Below are 24258 nucleotides of genomic sequence, written 5' to 3'. Positions count from 1 at the left end.
CGCTGTAAGCGTCAAGAGGGTCCGGGGCTGGGCAGATGTGTCAGCATTTCAGCATGTTGGCTGCGTCTGCGGAATCAATCTCGCAGAGCTCGGCCGGACGGGAAATATCGAACCTCGTCCTTTGCGCCCGGCATCCCCTGTTCTATAGGTAGTGCGGAGGAGACACATCATGCCACTGCTGACCGTCGTTGCGATCTATTTTATTCTCTGGTGGACGGTTCTGTTCGCCGTCCTGCCGCTTGGCTATCGCAGTCAGCAGGATGATGGGGAAGTGATGATCGGGACGGTTGAAAGTGCGCCCGTTCGATTCCGCGGAGGCAGGGTCATCTTGTTGACGACCGTGATCTCGGCGGCGCTCTACCTCACCTACCATCTCGCCTCCACCTATTTCGGCTTCGGGATCGACAGCATTCCCAACTTCATGCCGACATTTGAGTAGGGCGCTGCCGGCGGACGTGTCATCCGGCTGTCATTTTCTTCAGGCATAGCAGCGACGAAATGCAGCTTTCGTTCTGGATTTCTGCAGAAGCGGCCCGGCCTGTGAGCAGGCCAAAAAAAAACAAGGCGGTTAAGCCTTGTTTTTCAGTTTCGCGTGATACTCATTCCGTTACCGGGGCTGCGACGAGCGCGCCAGAGATCTGATCCTCCCAAGACTTGACCGCGAACTGGCAAGAATTTGAACTCCTTGCCTCTTTTGTGAGCTGAACCTAGCCCAACGAATGTGCTTTGTCACTCGATTTTTTTGCATTTTTGACACAGTTTGGCAAAAATTTCCCGTGGACGAATTTGTCGCAGGGCTTGTCATCAAACCGTTGAGCTCCAGTCGTTGCAAGCGCAATCTGCTGTTCCGCAGCGTGCGCTATGGGTTCCATTTGCGCCCTCGAACGGCTATGTACGCCGTCAAAGTTTAAACCAAGAAACGGCCGATTCCCTTGTTATCTGGGGAACGCCTCGGAAACCGGAAACGTCCATGCGTCTGTCCCGCTATTTTATGCCCATCCTGAAGGAAAACCCCAAGGAAGCGGAAATCGTCTCGCACCGGCTGATGCTGCGTGCGGGCATGATCCGTCAGCAGAGCCAGGGCATCTATTCCTGGCTGCCGCTCGGCAAGCGCGTGCTGGACAAGGTCAACAAGATCGTCCGCGAGGAACAGAACCGGGCTGGCGCCGTCGAACTGATGATGCCGACGCTGCAGTCGGCCGAGCTGTGGCAGGAAAGCGGTCGCTACGACGCCTACGGTAAGGAAATGCTGCGCATCAAGGACCGCCAGGAGCGGCCGATGCTCTACGGACCGACCAACGAGGAAATGATCACGGATATCTTCCGGTCCTACGTCAAGTCCTACAAGAGCCTGCCGCTCAACCTCTACCATATCCAGCTGAAGTTCCGCGACGAGATCCGCCCGCGTTTCGGCACCATGCGCTCGCGCGAATTCCTGATGAAGGATGCCTATTCCTTCGATCTCAACAAGGAAGACGCCGTCCATTCGTATAACAAGATGTTCGCGGCCTATCTGCGCACCTTCGATCGGCTGGGCCTGCGCGCCATTCCGATGCGTGCCGATACCGGCCCGATCGGTGGCAACCACAGTCACGAGTTCATCATCCTTGCGGAAACCGGTGAGTCGGAAGTCTTCTCGCACCGCGACTTCGTCAATTTCGACATTCCCGGCGAAGACACCGATTTCGACGATGTCGCCGGCATGCAGGCGATCTTTGACAAGTGGACATCGGTCTACGCCGCGACGTCCGAAATGCACGACGAGCAGGCCTTCGATCAGATCCCGGATGCCGATCGCCTCTCGGCCCGCGGCATCGAAGTCGGCCATATCTTCTATTTCGGCACGAAATATTCCGAGCCGATGGGCGCAAAGGTGCAGGGCCCTGATGGCAAGGAACATCTTGTCCACATGGGATCCTACGGCATCGGGCCGACACGCCTTGTTCCCGCCATCATCGAAGCATCGCATGACGATAATGGAATCATCTGGCCGGCATCCGTTGCGCCGTTCGATGTCGTGGTGATCAACATGAAGCCCGGTGACGAGGCATGCGATCGTCTGTCGGAAGATCTCTATGTAAAGCTCAACAAGGCCGGCAAGGACGTGCTGCTTGACGATACCGACGAACGCGCCGGCACCAAGTTCGCGACAGCGGATCTGATCGGTGTTCCGGTACAGATAATCGTCGGTCCGCGCTCCGCCGCCAACGGCGAGGTCGAGGTCAAGGACCGCAAGTCCGCAGCCCGTGACGTCATGACGCTCGAAGCGGCGCTCAACCGCGTCGCCGGATGATCGGACACCGACGTCTCGCCGGGCCAGTCTGACGACAGGCTAGGCAGGCATATCTGATACAGCAGCGCGGGAAGCCTCCCGCGCGCTCCATGTGTAAGGAAGCGTGAATGGCGAGCATCGCGACGAGTGGTGAACCAGAGAAGGTCGACAAGTCTCCGCGGGCTGGCGCTTTCTCGTCGTTCGAGCGAATGGTCGCCTGGCGCTACCTGCGCTCGCGCCGCAAGGAAGCCTTCATCTCGGTCATCGCGGGCTTCTCTTTCGTCGGCATCATGCTTGGCGTCGCGACACTGATCATCGTGATGGCGGTCATGAACGGCTTTCGCACCGAGCTCATTTCCCGCATTCTCGGCATCAACGGCCACATGGTGATCCAGCCGATCGACCAGCCGTTCACCGATTACGCCGAACTGACCAAGAAATTCGCTGCCGTTCCCGGCGTCAAGATGGCCCTGCCGCTTGTCGAGGGGCAGACGCTGGCATCCGGCAAGGGTGGCGCCGGTTCCGGCGCTCTTGTGCGCGGCGTACGGCCGGAAGACCTTGAGAAGGTCACGGAAGTTGCTGGTAATATCAAGCAGGGCGATATCGTCGGCTTCGCGTCGGGGCAGGGCGTTCTTGTCGGCTCCAGGCTTGCCTCGCAGCTCGGCATTTCGGCCGGCGACCAGATCACGCTGATTTCGCCCGAAGGCGACGTGACACCGATGGGTGTCAATCCGCGCGTTAAATCCTATCCCGTGTCCGGCGTTTTCGAGATCGGCATGTCGGAATACGACGCGACGATCATCTACATGCCGCTTGAGGAATCGCAGCTCTATTTCAATGCCGAAGGGCTGGTGCAGTCGATCGAACTGTTCATCGATCACCCCGACAATGTCGAGGACATGCGTCCGCTGGTGGAGCAGGCTGCCGGTCGCCAGATTTTCATTACCGACTGGCGCCAACGCAACCAGACGTTCTTCTCGGCGCTTCAGGTTGAACGCAACGTGATGTTCATGATCCTGACCCTGATCGTGCTGGTCGCGGCACTCAACATCATCTCGGGCCTGATCATGCTGGTGAAGGACAAGGGCTCCGATATCGCAATCCTGCGCACGATGGGCGCGAGTTCCGGCGCCATCATGCGGATCTTCTTCATGACGGGTGCTGCTATCGGCATCGTTGGCACGTTTGCCGGCGTCGCGCTCGGCGTTATCGTCTGCCTCAACATCGAATCGATCCGACAGTTCTTCTCCTGGGTCTCGGGCACCATCCTCTTTGATCCGGAGCTCTATTTCCTCAGCCAGCTTCCGGCCGAAATGAGTTTTGGCGAGACCTTCTCGGTCGTCATCATGGCGCTGGTCCTGTCCTTCTTCGCCACCATTTTCCCGGCATGGAGAGCCTCGAAGCTCGATCCTGTCCAGGCCCTCCGATACGAATAGGTCTCCATGGCTGTCCCGCGTAAAACCGTCCTCAATCTCTCAGGCGTCGAACGTCACTACGGCCAGGGGGAGACGAGCCTGTCGATCCTCAACGGGGCAGACTTCTCGCTCGTGAGCGGCGAGATCGTGGCGCTCGTCGCCCCGTCCGGTACCGGCAAATCGACGCTCTTGCATCTGGCAGGCCTGCTTGAACATCCGGACGCTGGCGATGTGACGATCGGCGGTCGGGCCTGCAACGGATTGTCGGATGAAGAGCGCACCTCGATCCGTCGCTCCGACATCGGCTTCGTCTACCAGTTTCACCATCTCCTGCCGGAATTCACGGCGATCGAAAACATCATGATGCCGCAGTTGATTGGCGGCCTTTCGAAGGGGGAAGCGCGCGAACGCGCGGGCCAGCTTCTCGATTACATGCGAATCGGTCATCGCGGCGAACACCGCCCGTCGGAACTGTCTGGTGGTGAACAGCAGCGCGTGGCGATTGCCCGTGCGGTGGCCAACGCGCCCCGCCTTTTGCTGGCCGACGAACCCACCGGCAATCTCGACCCGAAGACGGCATCCTACGTGTTCGAAGCGCTGGAGGCGCTGGTGCGCCAGTCAGGGCTTGCTGCCCTGATTGCCACCCACAATCATGATCTCGCTGCCCGCATGGATCGTCGCGTCACGATCGAGGGCGGCAAAGTCGTCGAGTTCTAGCGAACGCACTGATCCCCAAAGCGTGCCCCTGATCCGATAGTGTCCATCGTCACATCCTCGAAGGGGCGTGCGATGGACACTGCTGCCATGGAATGACGTCACGTCAGCGATCCGCAGCGATGGCGGGCGTTTGGCTGCCGACCGCGTGCGTCGGCCGGCAACGGCTTGGTCCTATGGAGCGCTGGTTACCTCCAGCCAGCAAGCAGCATTAACCATCGGTCAGAATCTTCTATTCCCGTTTTGTTCTACTATTGACGTTGGCACGAAAAGAGAACAAAGTGCCAACATAAACGAACACGGGAGACGACGATGACTGACCTTCTTCGTGATATTGCCGCATTCGCCTCCATTGCAACTTTCGTTGCCAGCTTGTCGATGATCATGCTGGTGATGTGAGCCGGTCCGTGCTCGCCCAGCTGGCGGGCGCAAGCGGAAAGAGGTTGAGAAGACCATTCTTGACTCGACTCTGAAGCCCCCGCGCCGGACAATGACCCGATTCAAGGAATGGGTATCAGATGGCGGACGCAGCGACTTTACAATCGGAATCGGAGGATTTGGGAGCGACGCCACAGTTCGTGCATCTGCGCGTCCATTCCGCCTATTCGCTTCTGGAAGGTGCGCTGCCGCTTAAGAAAATCCTCTCCAAGGCCATCGCGGACAATCAGCCCGCGATCGCCGTCACCGATACCAACAATCTCTTCGTCGCGCTGGAATTCGCCCAAAAATCCATCGGTGATGGCATTCAGCCGATCATCGGTTGCCAGCTGTCGATTGACATGGAGGATCAGCCAGACGAGCGCCGCAACGGCCATTTGGCGAAGCTGCCGGCAATCGTTGTGCTTGCCGCCAATGCCAAGGGATACGAGCGGCTGGTGGATCTCGTCAGCCGTGCCTATCTCGATGGAGAAGGGCAGGCGGCAACGCATATCTGCCGCGCCTGGCTCGAAGATGGCGGCACCGAAGGACTGATCGCGCTGACAGGTGCTGCCGGTGGCCCTGTCGACATGGCAATGAAGGATGGCAACACCGTACTCGCAAAGGCGCGCCTCCTGTCATTGAAGCAGGCCTTTGGCGATCGTCTGTATATTGAACTGCAGCGTCACGGCACTTACGACCGCCGTCATGAGCAGCGGATGATCGATCTTGCCTACGACCAGGATGTGCCGCTGGTCGCGACCAATGAGGCCTTCTTCCCGGGCAAGTCCGATTACGACGCTCATGATGCCCTGATGGCCGTCGCGCACAATGCGATCGTATCCGACGATACCCGTTTCCGTTTGACGCCCGACCATTACCTGAAGAGCCGTGCCGAAATGGCAAAGCTGTTCGCCGATCTGCCGGAAGCGCTCGAAAACACGGTCGAGATCGCCAAACGCTGCTCGTTCATCCTGAAGACCCGCAGCCCGATCCTGCCGCGCTTCACCGGCGCCACCGATGATCCGGCAGAAGCGGAGCGCGCCGAAACGGCGGAGCTGCGCCGTCAGTCGGTCGAAGGCCTCGAGAACCGGATGGCCGAACTCGGTATCACGGCCGGCTTCACCGAGCAGGATTATCGCGAACGGCTCGATTTCGAGCTCGGCGTCATCGAGAAGATGAAGTTCCCGGGCTACTTCCTGATCGTTGCCGACTTCATTAAATGGGCAAAGCTGCAAAACATCCCGGTTGGTCCGGGCCGTGGTTCCGGTGCAGGCTCGCTGGTCGCCTATGCGCTCACGATCACCGACGTCGATCCGCTGCGCTTCTCGCTGCTGTTCGAACGCTTCCTCAATCCCGACCGCGTCTCGATGCCCGACTTCGACATCGACTTCTGCCAGGATCGCCGCGAAGAAGTGATCCGCTACGTTCAGCGCAAATATGGCCGCGAGCAGGTGGCGCAGATCATCACCTTCGGTTCGCTACAGGCCCGCGCAGCACTGCGCGACGTCGGCCGCGTTCTCGAAATGCCCTATGGCCAGGTCGATCGCATCTGCAAACTGGTGCCCAACAACCCGGCCAATCCCACCACTCTGGCAAAGGCGATCGAGGAAGAGCCAAAGTTTCAGGAAGAGGTCGACAAGGAACCGGTCGTCGGCCGTCTTCTCGATATCGCCCAGAAAATTGAAGGTCTCTACCGCCACGCCTCGACCCACGCTGCCGGTATCGTCATCGGCGACCGGCCGCTTTCGAAGCTGGTGCCGATGTACCGCGATCCGCGCTCCGACATGCCGGTCACCCAGTTCAACATGAAATGGGTCGAGCAGGCCGGTCTGGTCAAGTTCGACTTTCTCGGACTGAAGACGCTGACCGTGCTCAAGACGGCGGTCGAGTTCTGCAAGAAGCGCGATATCGTTGTGGATCTCGCCAAGATCCCGCTCGATGACGAACTGACCTACCAGATGCTGTCGCGCGGCGAGACCGTCGGCGTGTTCCAGGTGGAAAGCGCCGGCATGCGCAAGGCGCTGATCGGCATGAAGCCGGACTGTATCGAGGACATTATTGCGCTGGTGGCGCTTTATCGCCCGGGTCCGATGGAAAACATCCCGACCTACAATGCCCGCAAGCACGGCGAGGAAGAAATCGAATCGGTCCATCCGTCGATCGATTATCTGCTCAAGGAAACCCAGGGCGTCATCGTCTATCAGGAACAGGTGATGCAGATCGCCCAGGTCCTGTCGGGCTATTCGCTCGGCGAAGCCGACCTTCTGCGCCGCGCCATGGGCAAGAAGATCAAGGCCGAGATGGACCAGCAGAGCGAACGCTTTGTCAGTGGCGCCATCAAGAACGGTGTGTCGAAGCCGCAGGCGAAGAACATCTTCGAACTGCTGGCGAAATTCGCCAACTACGGCTTCAACAAATCCCACGCCGCCGCCTACGCCATCGTCTCCTACCAGACGGCCTATATGAAGGCGCATTACCCGGTCGAGTTCCTCGCCGCGTCGATGACCTACGATATGGCGAACACCGAAAAGCTGAACGATTTCCGCGAAGACGCGGGACGGCTCGGCATCAAGGTCATTCCGCCATCGGTCCAGACCTCGTTCCGCCGCTTCGAGACAGGTGACAACCGCATCTATTACGCGCTCGCCGCCATCAAGGGCGTCGGCGAAAACGCCGTCGATCACATCGTAGAAGTCCGCGGCGACACGCCATTCGCGTCGATCGAGGATTTCTGTCTGCGCATCGACCCCAAGCAGATCAACCGCCGCGTCTTTGAAAGCCTCAACGCCGCCGGCGCCTTCGATTGCTTCGGCTTCGATCGGGCGCAGCTCAGCGCCGGTATGGACCGCGTCATCGGCTATGCCCAGCGCGCCCAGGAGGAGAAGGTCTCCGGCCAGTCCGATTTCTTCGGCTCGGGCGCGGCCAGCGGTCCGGAAAAACTCGTGCTTCCAACCTTCAATCCCTGGATGCCGTCTGAAATGCTGATGCGCGAGTATCAGGTGCTCGGCTTCTACCTGTCGGCCCATCCGCTCGATACCTACGGTGCGGTGCTCGACAAGATGCGCGTCCAGACCTTCGCCGACTTCTCGACGGCGGTGAGGGCAGGCGCCACGGCGGGCCGTCTTGCCGGGACCGTCACCGGTCGCCAGGAACGCAAGACGCGCACCGGCAACAAGATGGGCATCGTCATGTTTTCCGATTCCACCGGTCAGTTCGAGGCGGTGCTGTTTTCCGAAGCGCTTGCCCAATACCGCGATCTGCTGGAACCCGGCAAATCGCTTGTCATCACAGTTCAGGCCGACGAGCGCCCGGAAGGCATTGGCCTGCGGATCCAGACAGTGCAGTCTCTCGAGGAACAGTCGGTCCGCATGCAGAAGGCGCTGCGGGTCTTCGTGCGCGACTCAGGGCCGCTGAAGACGGTCGCCCGGCATCTTAATGCCCGCGGCGATGGCCTCGTCTCGTTCATCGTCATCAAGGATGATGGCAAGCGCGAGATCGAGGTGGAACTGACGGAACGGTATCGTATCTCGCCGGAAATCGCCGCCGCTCTGAAGGCGGCGCCCGGTGTGCTGGATGTGGAACTGGTCTAACCGACCACGGTGGCGTTGGCCTCAGTAGAGGCCGACGCCGCCTTGGTAACGGATGACACTGCGCTTGGCGCGCGGCTCGGCGGCAGGCGTTGAGCCAATATCCTGAACTGCCACCATCTCGCTTTTCGACGACTTGGTCAGCGTGACGAAATCGGTGCCCTTGCCGGTCTCCGGTCCAAGCGATTCGTCGTTGATCGTGACCGACGTCCCATCCGCCATCAGCGTCTCGATCCGGTCGCGCACGTCCTGCGAAATCTCGATCCGGTCGAGTGCGGCTTTCGCGGCACCCGGCAGTTTCGCATCGGCCGCCATGGTGATCCCCAGCCGCTTCATCGTCGCATCGGACAGCACGTTCGGCAACGTCACCGCGTGCCAATCGGCTGATTCGATCGAGCGATCGATCTTGTCGACAGTGAAGAGATGCGTGCCGAGGGCCACTTCCGGCGCCTTGATGCCGACAGGGGCCTCAAACAGCGGTTCGAAATTCTGCCGCACCATGATCTGGCCGGCGGGTGGCTTCGGCTGGCCGGCAGAGGCGTAGAGCGCGTCGATGAACTCGCCGCTTATCATCGGGCCCGTCTGCTTCAGGCCTTTCCAGCGCTTGAAGCCGGCAACGGCGCTGCGGGTCAGCGGTCCGACATAGCCGTCGGAGCCGCCGGTCTCAAAGCCCATTTCTTCCAGCAACTTCTGGGCGTCCATCAGCGTCTCGCGGTCGGTACGCCGCGTGATCAGGATGCGCAGCGCGTGCGTCTGCGCTTCCTCAAGATCATCAGGTTGCGGCGGAAGAGCATCCGTGGCGCGGTTTGGATTGGCTGGCGCGACATTCATCGCCACTTCCACCGGCTTCTTTGGCGAGGCCTTGATCGACGCGGTGCGAAGATCGACATCGGTCATCAGCGCGCCGGCAGGCAAAGGCTTGCGCGGCGAAAACAGCACGACATCCTCGATGCGCTGCGGCACCACGTCCGCGTCGGTCACGATCACATGCGCACCGCGCTCGGTTAGGCCGTAAAGCTTGGTCGCAAAACCGCTCGGCAGGCGCACGCAGCCGTGCGACGCCGGATAGTTCGGAACGTTGCCCTCGTGCAGCGCGATACCCGACCAGGTGATTCGCTGCATGAACGGCATCGGTGCGTTCGAATAGATGTTCGACTCGTGGTATTTCCGCTTCTCAAGGATGGAAAAGATGCCGGTCGGCGTATCGTGCCCGGCCTTGCCGCTCGATATCCGCGACCTGGCGACCACGGTCTCGCCCTCGTAGACGGTAAGCGACTGCTTGTCCTTGGAAACGATGATCTGCAGGGGAACACTGTCCGCTGCAAACGCTGGAGGCGACAGCATCGTCGCGGACATCAGACAGAACCCCAAAACCAGGCGACGCATCATGCTAAACCTCATACGCAAAACTTGAGCCGCATTTTACCGAGCGAGGTTTAACGAAGGTTTGCATCCGCGCTGATCTCGTCACGTTTAGCAGGAAAAATTTAATCACGTTTGATTGAAACTATCGGTCGCGGCGCTTGTCGCCAAACGTATAGCCGGTCTCGACGGCCGCAGCTCCGAACTTCTCACGCAGCTTGTCCATGGCCGCTTCCGCAGCCGCCCGGCGTCCGGCCTGAACATCCACGAGATCCGGCGGATCTGCACGGGCAGGGTCGGTCAGATCGGTGACGCCGATCCCAAGCAGGCGAAATTTTGTACCATCCGTCTCCCGCTCCAGCATGGAGATACCGGTGCGAAAGATGCGGTCGGCAAGCTGGGTCGGGTCTTCCAGCCGCTTGTTGCGGGTGCGGCTCTTGAACTCCGCGGTCTTCAATTTCAACACCACCGTATGGCCTGCAAGGTCCTCGCTCTTCAGTCGTTTAGACACCTTTTCCGAAAGCCGGCGCATGATCGGGACCAGGTCGTCGTGGCGGGAGATGTCGTCGAAGAACGTGGTCTCGGCCGACACGCTTTTCGCCGGGTCGTTGAGATGCACCTCGCGGTCGTCGATACCGCGAGACAAACGATAGAGGCGCTGGCCCATCGCGCCGTAGCGGCGCATCAGGTCGGCCTCTTCCATCACTTGCAACTGGCCGATGGTGCGGATGCCGTCCGCTTCCAGAGTCGCATTGAAGGCCCGGCCGACGCCCCATATCGTCGTGACCGGCCGGGTTGCCAGAAATTCCACGGCTTCCGCGCGACCGATCACCGAAAAACCCCGCGGCTTTTCGAGGTCGGAAGCGACCTTGGCGAGGAACTTGCAGTAGGAGAGCCCGACGGAAATACTGATGCCAATCTCGGATTCGACGCGTTTTGCGAGCTTTGCGAGAATGCGGCTGGGCTGATCGTGGTGCAGACGCTGGGTGCCTGCCAGTTCCAGAAACGCCTCGTCGATCGAGATCGGCTGCACCAGCGGCGTCAGGTCCATCATCATCTGCCGCACCTGTCGGCCGGCAGTGACGTATTTTTCCATGTTCGGCTTGATGACGACCGCATCCGGGCAGAGTTCGAGCGCCTTGAACATCGGCATTGCCGACCGGACGCCGCTGATGCGGGCGATGTAGCAGGCGGTCGACACCACGCCGCGCCTTCCGCCGCCAATGATCACCGGCTTGTCGGCCAGGCTCGGGTCGTCGCGTTTCTCGATGGTGGCGTAAAAGGCATCGCAGTCGATATGGGCAAGCGTCAGGTCATGAAGTTCGCGGTGATACACCAGCCGTGGACTGCCGCAGGCGCGACACCGTCGCACCTCTGCCTTCTGCTCGGCAAAGCAGTCTCGACAGAAACCGGGCTTGTGATTTGGTACGACTGTCATCGGCGGAACAAAGGTTGAACATTCCGACAATAGGCCGTAAGCTGCAACCTCTCAAGAGTAGAACGCACATCCTTCAACCACTATTTTGCGGTTCGATGATGCGGGATGTGGGACAGGATGTAGGCGTCGATCATCTCTGCGGCATGCGGCCAGTCTGTGGCCCGGATGATCGGTTGATCAGGCTTCGGAGCAAGCTGGTGCAGAGGACTGTCCGGCATCATGTGGATCAGCAGGCAGTTCTCGACGTGGTCGCGGACCGAATGCAGGTTGTGGGCCATGTCATCGATAAAGACCGAGGGAAGGGGGCGCGCGGCATGGATCATCTGCATGACAGGGCCTTTCTTCTCCTCCGTCGCGACGAGCGGGAAGGTGAGGTCGAGCCGGTCGAGAAGCCGGCGACGCTGTTCCTGATAGCGTGGCGGCATGGCAGTGAGGAAGACGACGTCCGCATCCTTACCGATCGCCTTCAGCGTCTCGATCGAAAGCGCAGAGGGCGTCTGCCAGTCTTCCTGGCGGTCGAAGAACGCGCCGATCAGGCGTTTGACGTCCGCTTCCTCGATAGGGACCTGCGTTTCGACCGAAACGATATTGCCGGTGAGGCGGAAGGAGCGCGGCAGCAGCTCCAGCCCCTCTGCCTTGATGAACTCGGTGAAAGGTGCCGCGAAGTCCAGAACGACGTCATCGACGTCGCAGACGACCAGCGGGCGGTCGCCCAGTTGGACATGGGAGAAATCGAGGGAAATGCCGGACGAGTTCTCCATCTCAGTAGTCGCCCGAATCGAGTGCAGGCTTGGAATAATAGTGTGACGCTGCGGCAACCGTTTCCGGTCTCGTGTTTGTCGCTTCGCAAAAGGCCATCAGCGTCGGCTCGTGGCTCATCAGGAAATCGATCATTCCACCGAGAAAGCCCGGATCGTCGATCACAGAACGCAGCTGACCAGGCTGGAGGCCGGACAGCGCCAGAAACCGGGAGAACATGTCGGGCTCGTCCGCAAGCCAGCTGAGGATTGCGCCGGCCGTCTCTTCGGGGGCTGCGGCGGGTGCCTTGTTATTCAACGGATCGAACCTCATCGGCTGCTCAAGTTACCTATTTCTCAACCAAATGCCCTTAACGTGTGCGGCCAGCGGCTGAAAGAATCTCGTATTCGGAAAGCTTATAGACTGAAAGCACGCTTGCAAGGCGCGATTTAAGGAACGGATCGACATGCCCAAACGGGTCATGATTGTCGAAGACAACGAGCTGAACATGAAGCTCTTCCGCGATTTGATCGAAGCGTCCGGCTACGAGACGATCCAGACGCGCAATGGCATGGAGGCGTTGGATCTTGCCCGCCGTCACCGTCCGGATCTGATCCTGATGGATATCCAGCTGCCCGAAGTATCGGGTCTGGAAGTGACCAAGTGGCTAAAGGAAGACGACGAACTGCACGTCATACCGGTCATCGCCGTCACCGCATTCGCGATGAAGGGCGACGAGGAACGAATCCGACAGGGCGGGTGCGAAGCCTATGTTTCGAAGCCCATCTCGGTGCCGAAGTTCATCGAGACCATCAAGACGTATCTTGGCGACGCGTAAGGTCGGAGAATGACATGACGGCACGGATCCTGGTAGTCGACGACATTCCCGCAAACGTAAAGCTGCTCGAGGCACGCCTGCTTGCGGAATATTTCGATGTGTTGACTGCCGACGACGGCTACAAGGCGCTGGCGATCTGTGAACAGGCCCATGTCGATGTCATCCTGCTCGACATCATGATGCCGGGCATTGACGGGTTCGAAGTCTGCGAGCGGCTGAAAGCCAATCCGCGGACATCCCATATCCCTGTTGTCATGGTCACCGCGCTGGACCAGCCCTCCGACCGCGTGCGCGGCCTGAAAGCCGGTGCCGACGATTTTCTGACCAAGCCGGTCAACGACCTGCAGCTGATTTCCCGTGTCAAAAGCCTCGTGCGGCTGAAGACGCTGAGTGACGAGCTGCGCATCCGGTCAGACACCGCGCAGGATCTCACGCTGCAGGACATGATGAAGAGTGCAGCGGGGCAGGACGCTCAGGACGACGTCGCGCAGGTCCTACTGGTCGATGGCCGCGGAAGCTCGCAGGAACGCATCGTCAGGGCGCTGAAACCGGTCGCGGATATCACTGCGATCTCCGATCCGCAGGCAGCCCTTTTCGAAGCGGCTGAAAACCCGTTCGATCTGGTGATCGTCAATACGAATTTCGATGACTACGATCCGCTGAGGCTCTGTTCACAACTGCGATCGCTAGAGCGGACCCGATTCCTGCCGTTGCTGCTGGTGACGGAACATGGCGACGACCAGGTCATCGTCCGGGCGCTCGATCTCGGCGTCAACGACTACATCATCCGGCCGATCGATCCGAATGAACTCGTGGCCCGGACCCTGACGCAGATCAAGCGTAAGCGTTACAACGACCGCCTGCGGTTAAGCGTGCGCCATACGATCGAACTGGCTGTGACAGATGCCCTGACCGGTCTGCACAATCGCCGTTATCTCGACAATCACATGAAGGTGCTGTTTGCCCGCGCAACAGCCCGTGGGCGGCCGCTGTCCGTCTGCATCACCGACATCGATCGCTTCAAATCGGTCAACGACACGCACGGCCACGACGCCGGTGACGAGGTGCTGAAGGAAGTTGCGGCCCGTATCCGGTCCACGGTACGCGGTGCTGATCTCGCCTGCCGGTTCGGTGGCGAGGAATTCGTTGTGGTTATGCCCGATACGGATAGCGCCGCCGCGGCTTTGATTGCCGAACGATTGCGCAACATCATCGAGCAGACGCCGTTCGTGCTGAAAAGCACTGGCGCCAGCCTGAACATCACAGCTTCGCTTGGGATTGCCTGTAGCCGCAGTGGAGCGGAAACGCCGGAGCAGTTGTTGAAACAAGCCGACCGTGCGCTTTACGACGCTAAGAACAGCGGTCGCAACCGAGTCGTTGCAGCCGCCGCTTAAGATTTGCACGAGAGTCGCAGTATATTAAAATACTCTAATATAATATCTTTCGTCTTGCAGCGAGGCTTTTTGATAAAGAAGCGCTCGTCCCCCAGTTTCCTCAATTAAATTTGACGATTCGTATGCGGCTTCGATCCAAATAAAACGCATATGGGAATGGAAGACCGGTGCTTTGTTTGAGAATTACCGACTGATGTGGTAGCATCTACACACAAGCGAGGAAGTCCTGCTTCTCCTTGATGATTTATAATCGCCTTTTACTTCCGTCTCGAAGTCGGGCTAATCTTCAAGCTCGCATCGAACACCGTACGGTGGGTAAAGCTAAAAACGCTTTGGCTCAGAATAAACCTAACAATTGAAGAGCTGGAATAGCGTCTTTCTACAAAGACGCGTGTGGATTTTAACCATCATATCCAAACAGTTTCGTACTGATCTAAGTATGTGTTGATTTTCCATTGATTTTGCGCAATTTTGGTTTCAACGGGGCGAAGGGTTCCTTCAGCTTACGTCGAGATACCCCATGATGCTCAGGTCCGCCGCATCTCCTGGGTCGTGGGGTCGGTCGACTGGCAAGCAATTTCAACGGCTCCTCGTGCCGCGATTGCAAGCCGGTCGACCCCCAATCAAAGCGCCGCTGTCAGAAATGACGGTGGCGCTTTTTGCGTTTGGATACTCACGCGTAAAAACAGCAGGCAAAGAAAAAGGCGCCCGGCTGATCAGCCTGCGCCTTCTTTCATGCCTTTAAGGGACCAGATCTTACTTGATCTTGGTTTCCTTGAATTCGACGTGCTTCCGGGCAACCGGATCGTACTTCGTCTTGGTCATCTTGTCTGTCATCGTACGGCTGTTCTTCGTGGTTACGTAGAAGAAACCGGTATCAGCCGTCGACAGCAGCTTGATCTTGATGGTCGTAGCTTTTGCCATGGTCTTAGCGCCTTTAAGAAAAGTGGAGCCGCGGACGCAGACGGTCGACGGCGAAATCTGGGGCGAAATTACAAATCGCGGTCAGAATGTCAACCTTGTTTCGTTGGTAAAAACCATCGAGCCCCCGAAACAACTACGTAAAAGCCAAAGAAACCGGCCAGCGCCCAGGCAAAGCCGTCATTGCCCGCGACATCCATGGCAGCGCCGATGCCCTGTGGTCCTGCAACCGTGCCGACGGCATAGCAGAAGATGAAGGCGGCATTGGCAGCGACCAGATCGGCACCTCGAAGGCGAGCTCCCAAATGCGCGAGGCCAACGGTGTAGAGGCCGGAGATACAGCCGCCCCACATGAACAGAAGAACTGCGGTCATCATCCAGTTGCCGATCAGGAAGGGGATCGTCAGAGAGCCGAGAACGCCCAGCACGGCGAGGCCGGTCAGAAGCGGCCTGCGGTCACGCATGCGGTCCGAAATCATCCCCAGCGGGATCTGGAAGGCCATGTTGCCCAGTCCCATCACCGTCAAGAGGATGGCCGCATGCGATTCGGTCATCTGTTCGCGCAACGCATAGATCGGAAACAGCGACAGTCCGCCAACCGAGACTGCACCAAAGGCGAAGACGGCTGCCGTCGCACTGGGAACGAGGAATATATAGTGGAAGAAGTGCCGCTCGGGCTTGCTGTCTAGCTTCGGACTTTCGTGACGGGCGAGAAAGATCGGTATGATGGCCGTCATGATAATGAGTGCGCCGACGATGAACGGAAGCACGCCATCGCTGCCGAGAAGCGAAAACAGCATTGGCCCGATCGCGAACCCGACCGCCAGCACCGTTGCGTATATGCCGAGGACCAATCCGCGTCGTCTGGGTGGCGCGGCTTCATTGATCCAGAATTCGGAAAGGATGAACAGAGCCGTGGTCGCGCCATGGAACGTAAAGCGTAGCGGAAACCACATCCAGAATTGGTCAGCATAGTAGAAACAGATGGCGCTGAAGGCGGCGATCACCACGGCGATCATCATGCTGCGCGCCACACCAAAGTCATGAGCACATTTCGTCGTGATCGGGGCGGCAACCATGGCTGCAACGCCTGCCATGGCAGCGTTCAACCCGATCAGCGTCGATGAGATACCGCGTTTTTCAAGGATGATGCTCAGCAGCGGCAGGCCGAGCCCCATGGCTATTCCCACGGCGCTGACGGCGGCGGTGGCTGCGATCAGGGATGGCCAGTGGATCTCCGCGACATGGCCGTTTTCGTCGGTCGTCGGCTGAGGCATTCAGACTTCCTTACAAGTCGGCTTCGGACTGGACGTCCGTACGCATGAAATAGGACGGGAAGGTGGTAACGAACGGTGGTCCATGATCAGTTCGGTCTGTTGCTCGGACCGCTGGTCGAATCGGTCCCGTCCTCGCCGCCGCCGAACCCATGCATGCGGTTTGCCCATTGCAGGCCGATGACACCGCCCTTGATGGGCTGGATCGTCGCGATGGCGGCAAGCACCGCAAGCGGTGCCCAGATGGCGAGGTGGACCCAAGGAGAGACACGCAGGATCATATCGGTCAGCATGTAGCCGGTCATCAGCACGTGACCAACCACGACGATGACGAGATAGGCCGGAAGGTCGTCTGCACGATGGTGGGAGATATCTTCACCGCAGACGGAACAATGATCGACTGGCTTCAGGAAGGCACGGAAAAGCCGGCCCTCTCCACAGGCAGGACAGCGACAGGCGAGGCCCCGTTTGATGGAGCGGCCAAGAGGTCGATCGACCGGGTCCGACCCGCCGAAGCGGACCGTCTGTTCGCCATCTGACTGCATTGCTATCTCCTGCCGCCACGGAAGGGGCGCGTACCGGGCTTTTTGGGCCCTCCGCCAGATTTGTCTCGTCGCGCAGACTTGTGGAACGAGCGGGCGCCGCCCGGCAGCTTCTTGCCTTCGCTCAGCATTTCAAACTGAAGCGCACCGGCAAGCGGAACTGCCGCCTTCAGCTTCACATCGACGGTATCGCCGATCTGGTAGCCGAGACCGGAACGTTCGCCTGTTAGCGCCTGATGCGCCTCGTCATAGATATAGTAATCGTCGCCGATCGTTGACACCGGCACGAAACCATCTGCGCCATAGGTCGGCAGGGCCACGAACAGGCCTGCCTTGGTCACGCCGGACACGCGGCCCTGGAACTCCTCGCCGATCTTCGTCGAGAGGTGGTGCGCGACAAGACGGTTTACCGTGTCGCGTTCGGCGGCCATGGCGCGGCGCTCGAAGGTGGAGATCTCTGCCGCGATATCTTCGAGCTGGGCTTCCTCGCCCGGCGTGATTCCACCTTCGCCGAGGCCGAGCGACCCGACCAGCGCGCGATGCACGATCAAATCCGCATAGCGCCGGATCGGCGAGGTGAAATGCGCGTATTTCATCAGGTTGAGGCCAAAATGGCCGATATTGTCGGGGCTGTAGACCGCCTGGCTCTGGGAGCGCAGCACCATCTCGTTGACCATGATCTGGTGCGGCGTGCCCTGTGCCTGCGACAGGATGCCGTTGAACGAGTTGGAGCGCATCTGGCCGCCGCGAGCCATCGAAATGCCGAGCGTGTTCAGGAACTCGCGCAGCGTCTCCTGCTTGGCAAGCGAGGGGCCATCATGGATCCGGTAGATCAGCGACTGCTTCTTCTTCTCGAGCGTTTCGGCGGCGCAGACGTTTGCCTGGATCATCATCTCTTCGATGAGCCGATGCGCGTCGAGCCTCTCTGGCACGATCACACGATCCACCGTGCCATCCGGCTTCAGCATGATCTTGCGCTCGGGCATATCGAGTTCGAGCGGCTGTCGACGGTCGCGGCCGATCGTCATGATCCGGTAGGCGTCCCACAGCGGCTTCAGGACAGGCTCCAGCAACGGACCGGTCTTGTCGTCGGTCTCGCCATTGATGGCGGCCTGAGCCTGCTGGTATGAGAGCTTGGCCGCACTCTTCATCATGATGCGGTGGAACGTATGGCCGGCCTTGCGGCCTTCCTTGGAAAAGACCATGCGCACGGCCAGCGCCGGCCGGTCTTCGCCCTCGCGCAGCGAGCAGAGATCATTGGAAATGCGTTCCGGTAGCATCGGTACGACGCGGTCGGGGAAGTAGACGGAATTGCCGCGCTTCTGCGCTTCGCGGTCCAATGGCTTGCCGGTGCGGACATACCAGGAGACATCGGCGATCGCGACGGTGACGATGACGCCGCCCGGATTGTCGGGCGAGGTGTCCGGCTCGGCATAAACAGCGTCGTCGTGATCCTTGGCGTCGGCGGGATCGATTGTCAGGAGCGGCACGTCGCGCCAGTCTTCGCGCTTCGACATGCTGGCCGGCTTTGCAGCTTGCGCTTCTTCCATCACCTCGTTCGGGAAGATGTGCGGAATGCCGTGCGAATAGATGGCGATCATCGAGATCGCCTTTTCCGAACCGACGGAGCCGACAATGTTGAGGACGCGGGCGCGCGGCAGGCCGAACCGGCCGTTGCGCACGACTTCCGACTCGACCAGGTCGCCGTCCTTGGCGTCCCCGATGTCCTCGGGTTCGATCACCATTTCCTCGCCGCGCCTCTCGGTCGGCAGAAGACGCATTTCGCCGTCAGCCAGTCTCTGGACGACGCCGAGGGCCGCGCCGCGGCGCTTGTCGATGACCTTGATGACGCGGGCCGTATAGGCCGGACCTGAGCGGTCCTTGTTCGGGAAGATCTTTGCCAGAATGCGATCGTTGAGACCCGCGGCTGGCGCCTTGCCTTTTCCGCGGCTGTCATTCGACTGGCGGATGAGCACGGCCGGGGCAGCACCCAGATCCTCCGGCCACTCGGTCGGCCGGCCGATCAGTTCGCCATCCTTGTCGCGGGTGGTGATGTCGAGAACGGTGACCGGGGGCAGGGCACCCGGACGCGAGAGCGACTTGCGGTTCTTGGTGAGAAGACCGTCTTCCTCGAGCGAATGCAGCAGATCCTTGAGCTCGATCCGCGTATCGCCTTTCAGCCCGAAAGCCTTGGCAATTTCCCGTTTCGAGCCCTTGTCGGGATTGTCAGCGATGAACTGGAGCAGCACATCGCGCGGAGGAACTGCACCCTGGACAATCACCGGTCTGCTCGCCGACTGGCTGTCGCCACGGTCAGCCTTCGCGGCGCGTTTCTGCTGGCGATTGGATCGCTCGTTCGGTTCTCTCACGTGTCCGTCTTCTTCGCCTTCGATGCGGTTGTCTTTTTGGCCGGTGCCTTCTTGGCTGCGGTCTTAGCCTTGGCAGGCGACTTCTTTGTGGCGGTCTCGGTCGTTGCGTCCGCCTCTGTCTTGGCAGCAGCCTTTTTTGCCGTGGCCTTCTTGGCAGGCGCTTTCGCCTTGGCCTTGCCCGACGATGCCTTGCCGCCCTTTTCGATGATCAGCGCCATCGCCTGTTCCATCGTTACCGACTGCGGGTCCATGCCCTTCGGCAGCGTGGCATTGACCTTGGCCCAGTTGACGTAAGGCCCGTATTTGCCGTCGCGCACGGTGATCGCGCCGCCATCCGGATGCGCGCCAAGGTCCTTGAGCGCTGCCGGTGTGCCACGACCGCGTCCGCCGGGGCCTTTTTCCTTTTTCTCGGCAATCACGGTGACGGCGCGGTTGAGACCGATCGAGAACACGTCCTCGATCGTTTCCAGGTTCGCATAGCCACCGTCATGCAGCAGGAACGGCCCGTAACGGCCAAGACCTGCCGAAATCATCTTGCCCGATTCCGGATGCTTGCCCACGTCGCGCGGCAGGTTGATCAGTGCCAGCGCCTTTTCGTGGTCGATATCGTCAGGCAGCCAGCCCTTGGGCAGCGAGGAACGCTTGGCTTCCTTGCCGTCGCCGCGCTGGATATAAGGTCCGAAACGACCCGACCGCAGCGTCAGCTGCTCGCCGGTCATCGGATCGGTCCCTAGTTCCTTCGGCTCGTTGAGGCCGGAAGCTTCCGCATCCGCGCCGCCTTCGGACGACAACTGACGGGTGAAGTTGCACTCCGGATAGTTCGAGCAGCCGACGAATGCGCCGTATTTGCCGAGCTTCAGCGACAGGTTGCCGGTGCCGCAGACCTGGCAGATACGCGGATCCGAACCGTCTTCCCGCTTCGGAAAGACCAGCGGTGCCAGCGCTTCGTTCAAAGCATCCAGCACATTGGTGACGCGCAGTTCCTTGGTGTCTTCGATCTGGCCGAAGAAGTCCTGCCAGAACTCCCGCAGAACCTGCTTCCAGTCCAGTTCGCCAGCCGAGATCCTGTCGAGCTTCTCTTCGAGATCTGCCGTGAAATCGTATTCGACGTATTTCGTGAAGAAGTTCTCGAGGAACGCCGTCACCAGCCGTCCCTTGGAATGCGGGATCAGCTTGCGCTTATCCATGATCACGTATTCGCGATCGGACAGCGTCTTCAGCGTCGCGGCATAGGTGGAAGGACGGCCGATGCCGAGTTCTTCCATCTTCTTGATCAGCGATGCTTCCGAATAGCGCGGCGGTGGCTCGGTGAAATGCTGGCTCGAGTTGACCTTGTTCTTGTCGAGCTTTTCGCGAGCGTTGATCTCGGGCAGACGACCGTCTTCGTCGTCGTCCTCGCTTTTGTCATCCTCTTCGCGGCGGTCCACATAGGCGCCGAGGAAGCCGTCGAAGCGCACGACCGAACCGACGGCCCGAAGGCCAGCCTTCTCGGCGCCGTTTGTCGCCGAGATCTCCACGGTTGTGCGTTCCATCTCGGCAGATGCCATCTGGCTGGCAATGCCGCGCTTCCAGATCAGCTCGTAAAGCCGCGCCTGATCTGCATCGAGATACTGGCGAACCTTGTCTGGCGTGCGGTTGAAATCGGTCGGGCGGATCGCTTCGTGGGCTTCCTGCGCATTCTTCGCCTTGGTGGAGTAGAAGCGCGGCTTTTCCGGCATGTAACGTTCGCCGAACTGGTCGACGATGGCACGGCGCGCCTGGTCGATCGCTTCGGGTGCCATCTGAACGCCATCGGTACGCATGTAGGTAATGAGACCGACAGTCTCGCCACCGATATCGATACCTTCATAGAGCTTTTGCGCGACCTGCATCGTGCGCGACGCGCCGAAGCCGATGTTCGAGGACGCGGCCTGCTGCAGGCTCGAGGTGGTGAACGGCGGGCCGGGATTGCGCTTGACCGGCTTTGCTTCGACGGTCTCGACGCTATAGGCGGCACCATCGAGCAGCGTCTTCAGGCGGCCGGCTTCTTCGCCGTTAGTGATGGATTTGCTCTGCAGACGCTTGCCGTCGGCCTGCACCAGCTTGGCCAGGAACTCGTCGCCACGCGGTGTCTTCAGGAGCGCGGAAATGTTCCAGTATTCTTCCGAGACGAAGCGCTCGATCTCGGTTTCGCGGTCGCAGACCAGGCGAAGCGCAACCGACTGCACACGGCCGGCAGAACGGGCGCCCGGCAGCTTGCGCCACAGGACCGGAGACAGGTTGAAGCCGACGAGATAGTCGAGAGCGCGGCGGGCGAGATAGGCGTCCACCAGCGGCACGTCGATATCGCGCGGGTTGGCCATCGCATCGAGAACCGCCTTCTTGGTGATGGCGTTGAACACGACGCGCTTGACCAGCTTGTCGCCGATTACCTTCTTCTTCTTCAAGAGGTCGAGGACATGCCAGGAAATCGCTTCACCCTCGCGATCCGGGTCGGTCGCGAGATAAACGGCGTCCGAACCCTTCACGGCGTCGGCAATATCCTTCATCCGCTTCTGGGATGCGCTGTCGACTTCCCAGAGCATCTCGAAGTCCTGGTCAGGCAAAACCGACCCGTCCTTGGCAGGAAGGTCGCGGACGTGGCCGAAAGAGGCGAGAACCTTGTAACCCGAGCCAAGATACTTGTTGATGGTCTTGGCTTTGGCTGGAGATTCTACAATGACTACATTCATCTTGTTTCTCTGCAATAGAGCTTTGCCCGGTCTCGTAACGATCCAGGCGGAAATCTGGTCTCCCGACATGGCGGGCGTTTGTCCCGGGGTCAAGAGGTCATCGTTAATTAGTAGGATACAACGAACTGCAACCTGAGAGTGATGTGCAATTAGTTGCAATCTTAAATAAACATCTCTAAGCTGCGCTGATAAGGTGACGAATAGTTATATTAGGCGGTGTCGCGCCCTATTTGACAGGATGTGAAATGGTCTCTCACGGTGACAAGGACGGACGGGGCGACGAGAATTCGCGCAACATCGCCTACATCCGGCAGATGCTGGCAGAGTTGCGGCAGGTCGCGCTCAGCGAGGGGGCTGATATGCTGTGCTACCTCATCGAGATGGCCTATGTCGAGGCTGGCGACGTGCAGGCCGGGCGACGACCGCGATCAGTCTTCCATAGCAAGTGAGACCATGCCGCCCGGGTGCCGGTGCAGCCGACCGGCAAGATCGAGTTCCAGCAGAATAAGATAGACACTGGCCGCGACAACACCCGTATGGCGGATGATATCGTCGATCTCGACCGGTGTCGGACTGAGCGCCGAAATGATGCGCGTCCTGTCGTCGTCATCGGGCGGCAGGAGTGTGCTGCCTCTGCCGGGCTCTTCGATGACGGTATTTTGAAATCTATCGAGATCGGACAGCGGCGCCAACGCATCCAGCACATCCGAAGCGCCGGTCGTGACGATGGCGCCCTGCTTGAGAAGTCCGTTTGTACCGTGGCAGCGCGGATCGAGCGGCGAGCCGGGGACGGCAAACACCAGCCGGCCGAAATCGGCAGCAAGCCTTGCGGTGATCAGCGAGCCTGACCGCTCAGCCGCTTCAACGACAACCAGCCCGAGCGAAATGCCTGAAATCAGCCTGTTGCGACGGGGAAAATCCCGCGCGCGTGGCTCCCAGCCGAATGGCATTTCGGAGACGGCAAGGCCGCTGCCGGCCGTGATCTCATCGAGCAGGGAGAAGTTTTCCGGCGGATAGGGACGGTCGAGGCCGCCGGCCAGAACCGCGATCGTGCCGGTATCGAGACTGGCGCGGTGCGCCGCCGCATCGATGCCGCGAGCAAGTCCTGAAGTGATCGCATAACCGGCGCGGCCGCAATCCCTGGCAATCACCGCCGCAAACTTCGCCCCGGCGATTGAGGCGTTGCGCGAGCCGACAATGCCGACCGAGGGGCGGGTGGCGGTGGAGAGATCGCCCTTTGCCGCAACGAGCGGCGGCGCTGCCTCGATCTGTCGCAACGCGGGAGGGTAGTCGGGTTCACCGATGCCGATGAACTGTGCGCCCTGGCGGCGTGCGATCTCCAGCTCGCGTTCGGCCTCACTGGCACTGGCGATGCGGATTGCCCGTGTCGATCCGCCGCGCGCTGACAGTTCCGGCAACATGGCCAGCGCATTTTCCGCCGAGCCGCAATGATTGATGAGATCCCGGAATGTCGCCGGGCCGACATTGTCGGAGCGGATCAACCGCAGCCAGGCGATCTTCTGCCGTTCGGTGAGCGCAATTCCGATACGTCTTGCGCTGCTATCCGGCATGATCCGTCCTTTAAGGGACTAGCCCTTTTGGCCGATCTTGCTTTCGGTGCCGGCAATCAACCGCTCGATATTCGTCTTGTGCTTGATAAAGGAGATGATCGTCATGAGAGCCATGACGGCAGCAATCTTTGGTTCCTGTATGAACCACAGCACAACCGGAATGACAAGGGTTGCAACCAGGGCGGACAGCGATGAGTACTTGCTGAGCTTGGCTACCGACAGCCACACCGCGGCAAACACCAGAACCATGAGCGGAGCAACCCCCAGCAGCGTGCCGATATAGGTCGCGACACCCTTGCCACCCTTGAAGCCGAGCCAGACCGGATAGAGGTGACCCATGAAGGCGGCAAATCCCGCGATAAGGCCAGCTTCCGGCCCGAAGGCGTACCAGCCGATCAGGGCTGCGACCGTCGCCTTCAAGGCATCGAGCAGAAGCGTGCCGACGGCGAGCTTCTTATTTCCGGTGCGAAGAACGTTGGTCGCCCCGATATTGCCGGAGCCGATCGAGCGAATGTCGCCGAGACCGGCGGCGCGGGTGAGAAGCAGGCCGAACGGGATCGAGCCCAACAGATAGCCGAGAACAAGCGCGCCGGCTGCGATCGGCAGCGTGATCTGCCAGGTAAGAAGGTCGGTTATCATGTGTTTCCCCCAAAGCCCCTAGTCGGGGTTGCCCCCGTTCCAACCCTTTCGCG

General features: G+C 59.9%; 19 protein-coding genes. 8 read left to right on the top strand and 11 right to left on the bottom strand.

The window, feature by feature from the left end; translation table 11 throughout:
* The first annotated feature begins 169 nt into the window (after positions 1 to 169).
* The 5 genes from AC0JZ8_RS16380 (at position 170) to dnaE (ending at position 8411) form a co-directional block, all read left to right on the top strand.
* The gene (locus tag AC0JZ8_RS16380) at positions 170 to 439 is read left to right on the top strand and encodes a DUF1467 family protein (protein ID WP_092661996.1); all 270 of its coding nucleotides are present in this window, start codon (positions 170 to 172) and stop codon (positions 437 to 439) included.
* Between the two features lie 531 nt (positions 440 to 970).
* Positions 971 to 2293 carry a proline--tRNA ligase gene (proS, locus tag AC0JZ8_RS16375; RefSeq protein ID WP_430240699.1) on the top strand — a complete coding sequence of 441 codons (1323 nt, stop codon included), beginning with the start codon at positions 971 to 973 and terminating at the stop codon, positions 2291 to 2293.
* Positions 2294 to 2400: 107 nt separating this feature from the next.
* Positions 2401 to 3708 (top strand): lipoprotein-releasing ABC transporter permease subunit, encoded by a 1308-nt coding sequence (locus tag AC0JZ8_RS16370; protein ID WP_062453221.1) that lies wholly within the window; start codon positions 2401 to 2403, stop codon positions 3706 to 3708.
* Between the two features lie 6 nt (positions 3709 to 3714).
* Complete coding sequence (locus tag AC0JZ8_RS16365) at positions 3715 to 4404, top strand: ABC transporter ATP-binding protein (protein ID WP_062453220.1); 690 nt, start codon at positions 3715 to 3717, stop codon at positions 4402 to 4404.
* 515 nt (positions 4405 to 4919) lie between these two features.
* The gene (gene dnaE / locus AC0JZ8_RS16360) at positions 4920 to 8411 is read left to right on the top strand and encodes a DNA polymerase III subunit alpha (protein ID WP_092661998.1); all 3492 of its coding nucleotides are present in this window, start codon (positions 4920 to 4922) and stop codon (positions 8409 to 8411) included.
* Positions 8412 to 8432: 21 nt separating this feature from the next.
* Here dnaE and AC0JZ8_RS16355 read toward each other — a convergent pair whose 3' ends face one another.
* The 4 genes from AC0JZ8_RS16355 to AC0JZ8_RS16340 all read right to left on the bottom strand — a co-directional run bounded on the left by AC0JZ8_RS16355 (position 8433) and on the right by AC0JZ8_RS16340 (position 12279).
* Positions 8433 to 9797, bottom strand: coding sequence for a L,D-transpeptidase family protein (locus AC0JZ8_RS16355; protein ID WP_471892960.1), 1365 nt, complete (start codon positions 9795 to 9797; stop codon positions 8433 to 8435).
* Positions 9798 to 9915: 118 nt separating this feature from the next.
* On the bottom strand, positions 9916 to 11208 hold the full coding sequence (locus tag AC0JZ8_RS16350) for a DNA polymerase IV (protein ID WP_471892959.1): 1293 nt from the start codon (positions 11206 to 11208) through the stop codon (positions 9916 to 9918).
* Positions 11209 to 11288: 80 nt separating this feature from the next.
* Positions 11289 to 11969, bottom strand: a complete 681-nt coding sequence (locus tag AC0JZ8_RS16345; protein WP_471892958.1) for a hypothetical protein — start codon at positions 11967 to 11969, stop codon at positions 11289 to 11291.
* Between the two features lies 1 nt (position 11970).
* Entirely contained in the window at positions 11971 to 12279 is a 309-nt protein-coding gene (locus AC0JZ8_RS16340; protein WP_062453216.1) for a DUF3572 domain-containing protein, read from the bottom strand.
* Positions 12280 to 12412: 133 nt separating this feature from the next.
* Here AC0JZ8_RS16340 and AC0JZ8_RS16335 point away from each other — a divergent pair, with 133 nt between their 5' ends.
* Entirely contained in the window at positions 12413 to 12784 is a 372-nt protein-coding gene (locus AC0JZ8_RS16335) for a response regulator (RefSeq protein ID WP_062453215.1), read from the top strand.
* 14 nt (positions 12785 to 12798) lie between these two features.
* On the top strand, positions 12799 to 14178 hold the full coding sequence (locus AC0JZ8_RS16330) for a PleD family two-component system response regulator (RefSeq protein WP_062453214.1): 1380 nt from the start codon (positions 12799 to 12801) through the stop codon (positions 14176 to 14178).
* A 756-nt stretch (positions 14179 to 14934) separates the two neighbouring features.
* Here AC0JZ8_RS16330 and rpmG read toward each other — a convergent pair.
* The 5 genes from rpmG to topA form a co-directional block, all read right to left on the bottom strand.
* Positions 14935 to 15102, bottom strand: coding sequence for a 50S ribosomal protein L33 (gene rpmG / locus AC0JZ8_RS16325; RefSeq protein ID WP_007626161.1), 168 nt, complete (start codon positions 15100 to 15102; stop codon positions 14935 to 14937).
* Between the two features lie 89 nt (positions 15103 to 15191).
* Positions 15192 to 16376: an MFS transporter gene (locus tag AC0JZ8_RS16320; RefSeq protein WP_062453213.1), complete on the bottom strand. Its 1185-nt coding sequence runs from the start codon at positions 16374 to 16376 to the stop codon at positions 15192 to 15194.
* Between the two features lie 86 nt (positions 16377 to 16462).
* Positions 16463 to 16918, bottom strand: coding sequence for a DUF983 domain-containing protein (locus AC0JZ8_RS16315; protein ID WP_062453212.1), 456 nt, complete (start codon positions 16916 to 16918; stop codon positions 16463 to 16465).
* A gap of 2 nt (positions 16919 to 16920) precedes the next feature.
* Complete coding sequence (gene rnr, locus AC0JZ8_RS16310; RefSeq protein WP_471892957.1) at positions 16921 to 19284, bottom strand: ribonuclease R; 2364 nt, start codon at positions 19282 to 19284, stop codon at positions 16921 to 16923.
* On the bottom strand, positions 19281 to 21995 hold the full coding sequence (gene topA / locus AC0JZ8_RS16305; protein ID WP_471892956.1) for a type I DNA topoisomerase: 2715 nt from the start codon (positions 21993 to 21995) through the stop codon (positions 19281 to 19283). The genes rnr and topA overlap by 4 nt, the downstream gene beginning before the upstream one ends.
* A 245-nt stretch (positions 21996 to 22240) precedes the next feature.
* Between topA and AC0JZ8_RS16300 the strand changes: the two genes are divergently transcribed.
* Positions 22241 to 22444 (top strand): hypothetical protein, encoded by a 204-nt coding sequence (locus AC0JZ8_RS16300; RefSeq protein WP_062453210.1) that lies wholly within the window; start codon positions 22241 to 22243, stop codon positions 22442 to 22444.
* Here the strand turns inward: AC0JZ8_RS16300 and dprA are convergent.
* Both dprA and plsY read right to left on the bottom strand, forming a co-directional pair.
* Positions 22424 to 23566: a DNA-processing protein DprA gene (gene dprA, locus AC0JZ8_RS16295; protein ID WP_471892955.1), complete on the bottom strand. Its 1143-nt coding sequence runs from the start codon at positions 23564 to 23566 to the stop codon at positions 22424 to 22426. The genes AC0JZ8_RS16300 and dprA overlap by 21 nt on opposite strands.
* Positions 23567 to 23584: 18 nt before the next feature.
* A complete protein-coding gene (plsY, locus tag AC0JZ8_RS16290) occupies positions 23585 to 24205 on the bottom strand; it encodes a glycerol-3-phosphate 1-O-acyltransferase PlsY (protein ID WP_471892954.1) in 621 nt (206 codons plus the stop codon).
* Between the last annotated feature and the right edge of the window lie 53 nt (positions 24206 to 24258).

Source organism: Velazquezella soli (assembly GCF_977018685.1).
The sequence above is the reverse complement of the archived record's forward strand: the minus strand, read 5'-3'. Positions and strand labels throughout refer to the sequence as shown.